Origin of the sequence: Micromonospora orduensis (assembly GCF_006228125.1) — a bacterium.
GTDB lineage: Bacteria > Actinomycetota > Actinomycetes > Mycobacteriales > Micromonosporaceae > Micromonospora > Micromonospora orduensis.
This window is the reverse complement of the sequence record NZ_VDFY01000275.1, coordinates 1-6,029: the sequence shown is the minus strand read 5'-3', so window position 1 is coordinate 6,029 and position 6,029 is coordinate 1. Positions and strand designations below refer to the sequence as shown.

4 protein-coding genes and 1 pseudogene are annotated in these 6,029 nt (G+C 74.7%); 3 read left to right on the top strand and 2 right to left on the bottom strand.

All coding sequences use genetic code 11. The annotated features are described in order from the left end of the window. Positions 1–1,301: 1,301 nt before the first annotated feature. Positions 1,302–2,984, top strand: a pseudogene (locus FHG89_RS34510) (WG repeat-containing protein); the annotation flags it as partial. A gap of 43 nt (positions 2,985–3,027) precedes the next feature. Further along, complete coding sequence (locus FHG89_RS29805; protein WP_139587721.1) at positions 3,028–4,026, top strand: aldo/keto reductase family protein; 999 nt, start codon at positions 3,028–3,030, stop codon at positions 4,024–4,026. A gap of 55 nt (positions 4,027–4,081) precedes the next feature. Here FHG89_RS29805 and FHG89_RS29800 read toward each other — a convergent pair whose 3' ends face one another. Both FHG89_RS29800 and FHG89_RS29795 read right to left on the bottom strand, forming a co-directional pair. Then, entirely contained in the window at positions 4,082–4,879 is a 798-nt protein-coding gene (locus FHG89_RS29800) for a site-2 protease family protein (protein WP_139587720.1), read from the bottom strand. Continuing rightward, on the bottom strand, positions 4,879–5,079 hold the full coding sequence (locus FHG89_RS29795; protein ID WP_007463228.1) for a hypothetical protein: 201 nt from the start codon (positions 5,077–5,079) through the stop codon (positions 4,879–4,881). Before FHG89_RS29795 ends, FHG89_RS29800 begins: the two co-directional genes overlap by 1 nt. Positions 5,080–5,225: 146 nt before the next feature. Between FHG89_RS29795 and FHG89_RS29790 the strand changes: the two genes are divergently transcribed. Next, on the top strand, positions 5,226–6,029 hold an 804-nt coding region (locus FHG89_RS29790; protein WP_139587719.1), incomplete at its 3' end, for a serine/threonine-protein kinase.

The following is a 6,029-nucleotide window of genomic DNA, read 5'->3' as shown; positions in this document are numbered from 1 at the left end:
CCCCCGCGCGCCCGGAACGGCAGGTGTCCCCCGCACCCGTCTCGCCGGCCGCGACACCCGGATGGGACCGACCGGTCTCGGCCGCACCGGTCTCCCCCGCGTCGGCGGACCACGGGCACCGGCCGGCCGAGCACATCCCACCCGCACGCCCGGACCGGGACCGGCCGGTCTCGGCGGCCCCCGTCTCGCCGGCGGCCGACGGACCCGTCTCCGGTCCGCCGGCCGCCCGCCTCCGGCTGGAGTTCCTGCCCGCGCCGGTGGATCCACCGCCGCCCGACGAGCAGCCGCAGACGCCTCCGCAGCCCCAGTCGCCGTCGCCGTCACCGTCGGCCGAGCGTCGGACGTCGTCCGGCCCGGCGCCGACGGCCTCGGCCCAGCCGACCGCGCCGCCGCGCTATCCCGGTTCGAGCCCGGCGAACCGCCCGGCCGACGACGAACGGCGGAGCGCGGAGCGGGCACCCGACGCGCCGCCGTTCGGCGACCCGGCCCCGCTCGCCTGGCAGAAGCCGGATCGGGCCACGCCCCCGGCGCCCCCCGAGGCTGCCGCGCCTTCGACTGACGCCGAGCCGGCGCTCCCGATCGCCCCTGGCGTGCCACGTCGCTACGTCCCTCCGCCGCCCTCGGAACCGTCGGTACCGCCCGCCACCGAGCCGGCCGAGGCGCCGGTGCGGGGGCCGGACGCCTGGTTCAGCCCCGCCCCGACGGCGGAGTCCGACCCGGACGGTACGACGGCGGACCAGCCGTCGACAGCGGGACGGACGGCCCTCGACGAGCCGAGCGACGCGGCGCCACGGACCGGAGAACGGCCCGAGCGGTCGACACCGCCCGCCGAGCCGTCCGCCAGCGCGGCGACCGCCCGACGAGACGACCCGACCATCCAGCCGGCCGCACACCCGGTCTCCGCGCCACCGGCGGTCCCGGTCTCCGCGCCGCCCATCTCGGCACCACCGGCGGCCTCGGATTCGGCACCGCCGGTGCGCCCGGTCTCCGCGCCGCCCGTCTCGGGCCCGCCGGCGCGGCCCGTCTCCGCACCACCAGCGGCCCAGGACTCCGCACCGCCGGCACGCCCCGTCTCCGCGCCGCCCGTCTCCGCGCCTCCCGACGCGGCATCGTCGGCCGGGCCGGTCTCCGCGCCGCCGGCCGCAGATGGGGACGGCGCTCGCTGGGCCCGGGATCCCTGGGGTGACGGTGTCGCCGAGGACGGGGAACCCGCGTACGGTTCGGCGGCGTTCGACCCGGTGTCCGGCCCACCGGCACGCCCGGTCTCCGGGGCGCCGACTGTCACGCCGTCCGACCCGCGCAGCGAGCCCGGCGCCGAGCGTCCCGGCTTCGCCTTCGACGTTCTCAGCGGATGGACGGATGTCGCCGACCCCGAGGCAGCGGCCCAGCCACCCGCGCCGCCGGTGTCGGACGAGCACGACCCGGCGGTGGAGGTGACCTCCGCGCGGCCCGACGAGGATCCCGAGCGGCCCGACCCGGCAGCCCCGGTGTCCGCGCCGCCCGTGTCCGGGCCGCCCGCCCCGACGATGCCCGTGTCCGGACCGCCCGTGTCCGCGCCACCCGCATTCGGCGTACCCGTGTCGGGTGTGCCGGCCGCGGCCGTTCCGGGGCCGCGGACCGGATCCCCCGCCGAGAGCGCACCGGTGTCCGCGCCACCGGACCCGCCGGAGCCCGCCCGCCCGTCGCTCGCCGACGAGGGCGACCCGGAGCAGGTCCTGGGGGCGTACCGCTGGCGGCTGGACCCGGTCACCCTGCGGGAGGAGTTGACCGAGCCGGACGATCTGCGGGCCATCCGGCGGCGGTTGACCGGGAAGTTGGGCTCGGCCGTCGACAACCGGGCGCGGGCGCGGCTGCTCAGCCTGCGGGCGGTGGCCTCCCGGATCCTCGGCGAACTGGACGACGCGCTGGCCGACGGCCGGCTCGCCCTCACGTACGCCGAGGCCACCGGCGAGCTGCGGCGGACCGCGCTGGCCCAGGCCCGGCTGGCCCACGTGCTGCGCTGGCGCGGCGACTTCGCCGAGGCCGACCTGTTGTTCGCCCGGGCGAACTCGATCGAACTGCCCGACCGGTTGCGGGCGGCGCTGCACGAGCACGCCGGACGGTCCTGCTACGACCAGGGGCGGCTGATGGAGGCCTGCCACCACTTCGAGCGGGCACTCGACCTGCGCGGCGCCGGCGACGCCGAACTGCTGGACCGGATCCGGGTGGCCCTGGACGCGGTCACGGCCCGCGCGTCGGCGGACGGCTTCGGGCCGTACCCGCGGAGTCGGGACGACATCCTCGACCGCGACCGACCCCCGGTGCCGGGCCAGGACGGAGCCCTGTGGGGGTACACCGACGCGGACGGTGACCTGGTCATCCCCGCCCGGTACGCGGAGGTGCAGCCGTTCCACGACGGGCTGGCCTGGGTACGCCGTCCCGACACCGACCGGTGGTCGCTGATCAACCTGCTCGGTACGACGGTGATCCCGCCGTCGTACCGGATGGCGCGTCCGTTCAGCGACGGCCTGGCGTGGGTGGTAGGCGAGGGCGGCTGGACGGCCATCGACGCCACCGGCTCGGTGCAGGTGCCGCCGAACTTCGCCGACGTGCGCCCGTTCCGCAAGGGCGTGGCGGCGGTACGGCGGGAGGGGTGGGGTGCCGTCGACCGGACCGGTCGGATCGTGGTGCCCACCCGCTACCACGGTTTCCACACCGAGCTGGCCGGTGGGGAGCAGATCGACGGGTTCACCGACGAGGGTCTCGCCGTCGTCGACGTGGCGGGTCGGCGCGGTGTGGTGGACCGCACCGGGGCGGTGCTGGTGCCGCCCGCGTACCCGATGCTTGTCATCCACCCCGTGGCGTTCCTCGTCGAGGGTCCCGGCGGGCGGTGGGGCGCGCTGGACCGGCGCGCCGAGCCGCTGATCGACCCGGTGCACCCCGATCGCGCGGCGGTGCTCGACGAGATCGACAGGTTGCTCGCCGACGCGAATCCGGTGCTTTGAGCGCCGGTCGGCGGTGTTCACCGGGCAGGGCTAGGGTCGGGGAATGGAATTCCGACACCTGGGCCGTTCCGGCCTGATGGTCAGCGAGATCTCGTACGGCAACTGGATCACCCACGGTTCGCAGGTCGAGGAGGACGCCGCGTTCGCCTGCGTGCGGGCCGCCCTGGACGCGGGAATCACGACCTTCGACACCGCGGACGTGTACGCCGGCACCCGAGCAGAGGACGTGCTCGGCCGGGCGCTGGAGAACGAACGCCGGGAGGGCCTGGAGATCTTCACCAAGGTCTACTGGCCGACCGGGCCGGGCCGCAACGACCGTGGCCTGTCCCGCAAGCACATCATGGAGTCGATCAACGGCTCGCTGCGCCGGCTGCGTACCGACTACGTGGACCTCTACCAGGCCCACCGGTACGACTACAGCACGCCGCTGGAGGAGACGATGGAGGCGTTCGCCGACGTCGTGCACTCCGGTAAGGCGCACTACATCGGGGTCTCCGAGTGGACCGCCGAGCAGCTGCGCGCCGCGCACCCGCTCGCCCGGGAGCTGCACATCCCGCTGGTCTCCAACCAGCCGCAATATTCGATGCTGTGGCGGGTCATCGAGACCGAGGTGGTGCCGGCCAGCGAGGAGCTGGGCATCGGGCAGATCGTCTGGTCGCCGATGGCGCAGGGCGTGCTCTCCGGCAAGTACCTGCCGGGCCAGCCGCCGCCGGCCGGTTCCCGTGCCACCGACGAGAAGTCCGGCGCGGGTTTCATCTCCCGGTTCATGAACGACGACGTGCTGACCCGGGTGCAGCAGCTCAAGCCCATCGCCGAGCAGGCCGGGCTGAGCATGGCCCAGCTCGCCGTGGCGTGGGTCCTGCAGAACCCGAACGTCTCCTCGGCGATCATCGGCGCGTCCCGTCCCGAGCAGGTGCACGACAACGTGAAGGCGGCCGGGGTGAAGCTCGACGCCGAACTGCTCAAGCGGATCGACGAGATCGTCGAGCCGGTCACCGAACGGGACCCGGCGAAGACCGAGTCTCCCGCGCAGCGTCCCTGACGCCGCTCCGGTCCGGTCGGCGCGTCACCTGTCGCGCCGACCGGGCCGGGTCAGCTCAGCTCTGCCAGAAGCGGATCAGGTCCAGGCCGGTGGCGTAGAGCCACGACGGCAGGCCGAGCAGGTCACCGACCGCGAAGACCGCGTCGAAGAACCAGCCTCCGATGCGCGGGTTCCACAGCAGCGCGAAGAGCAGGATGAAGCCGTACGGGGCGAACAGGTCGTACATCCGCCGCCACTGCGGGTTGAGCCACGGTTGGATCATGTTGCCGCCGTCCAGGCCGGGCACCGGCAGCAGGTTGAGCACGCTCGCGGTGAGCTGGAGGAACGCCAGCAGCGCCACCCCGGCCCAGAACTCCACCGGGCCACCCGAGGACGCACCGAGTCGTACCGCCAGCACCAGCAGCAGCGTGAACAGCACGTTTGTCGCCGGGCCGGCGAGGCTGACCAGGGTGTGCCGCAGCCGCCCCCCGATCGCGTGCCGGTCCACCCACACCGCGCCGCCGGGCAGGCCGATGCCGCCGAGCAGCACCACCACCACCGGCAGCACGATCGACAGCAGCGGGTGGGTGTACTTGAACGGGTTGAGCGTCAGGTAGCCGCGGTGGGCGATGTCCCGGTCACCGGCCCGGTAGGCGACCACCGCGTGGGCGTACTCGTGCAGGCAGAGCGAGACCAGCCAGCCGGAGACCACGAACAGGAACACGTTGAAGCGGACGTTGCCGTACCCGTTCCAGGTGAGCACGCCGCTGACCGCGAGGAGCGCGACCAGGCCGAGGAAGACCGGGCTGGGCCGGAACGCCGCCTTCGGCACGCCGAGCACCAGCCCGTCGGTGCCCGGCCGGTCGTAGCTCATCACTCGGCCGTGGGCAGCAGGCTCATCCGGTAATCCACCCGGTCGTCCTCGACGAGCGCGACCGAGGTGACGCCGGACGCCGCGAGCTCCCGCCAGGTCTGACCGATCCAGGATTCGGCGTCGGCCTGGCTGCCGAACGACTCCGCAGGTCCCTCGACCGTCTGACCGTCCGTTCCCTCGTACCGCCAGCTCCACGCCATGCCGCGTCTCCCCTCGCCGCTGAAGTCCCCGTGGGACGAACCCCCGCCAGCGTAGTCGGCCCCGCGCCCGACGGCCGCTCGCTCGCCTCCGCCCGCGACCCGTGGGTTGATCAATCCCCGTCGGCGCCGGTCGGTACGGTGGCTCGGTGCTGACTCGGGGAGTGCTGCTGGGCGACCGTTACCGGCTGGGTGAGCGGGTGGCGACGGGCGGGATGGGCGCGGTCTGGCGTGGCACCGACGTGCTGCTGGAACGCGAGGTGGCGGTGAAGGTGCTGCTGCCGGCGCTGGTGGCCGACGCCGAGTTCACCGCCCGGTTCCGGGCCGAGGCGCGGATGCTGGCGGCGCTGCGACACCCCGGTGTGGTCGCGGTGCACGACGTCGGGCAGGCCGGGCTCGCCGACGGCAGCCGGGTCGACTACCTGGTGATGGAGTACGTCGAGGGCGAGCCGCTGTCGGCGAAGGTACGCGCGGCGGGTCGACTGGACGCGGCCACCACCATGTCGATGCTGGCCCAGGCCGCCGACGCGCTGCACACCGCCCACCTCGCCGGCATCGTGCACCGGGACGTGAAGCCGGGCAACCTGCTGGTCAAGGCCGACGGCAGGGTGGTGCTCGTCGACTTCGGCATCGCCCGGTCCCGGAGCATGGCCGGGTTGACCGCCGCGAACATGGTGCTCGGCACCGCCGCGTACATGTCCCCCGAGCAGGCCACCGGGCAGCCGGTCGCCGCGGCCACCGACGTGTACGCGCTCGGCGCGGTGGCGTACTTCTGCCTCGCCGGGCAGCCGCCGTTCGACGGCGACAACCCGCTCGCGGTGGCCCTGCGGCACGCCCAGGACGAGCCGGCGCCGCTGCCGCCGGACACCCCGCCGGCGGTGGCGGCTGTCGTTGCGCGGGCGATGGCCAAACGGCCGGCGGACCGGTTCGCCAGCGCCGCCGGCGGGGTGTCC

Bases quoted from the DNA above. Each gene is read 5' to 3' on its own strand.
- FHG89_RS29805 (WP_139587721.1), top strand. From the start codon at position 3,028: ATGGAATTCCGACACCTGGGCCGTTCCGGCCTGATGGTCAGCGAGATC.
- FHG89_RS29800 (WP_139587720.1), bottom strand. From the start codon at position 4,879: ATGAGCTACGACCGGCCGGGCACCGACGGGCTGGTGCTCGGCGTGCCG.
- FHG89_RS29795 (WP_007463228.1), bottom strand. From the start codon at position 5,079: ATGGCGTGGAGCTGGCGGTACGAGGGAACGGACGGTCAGACGGTCGAG.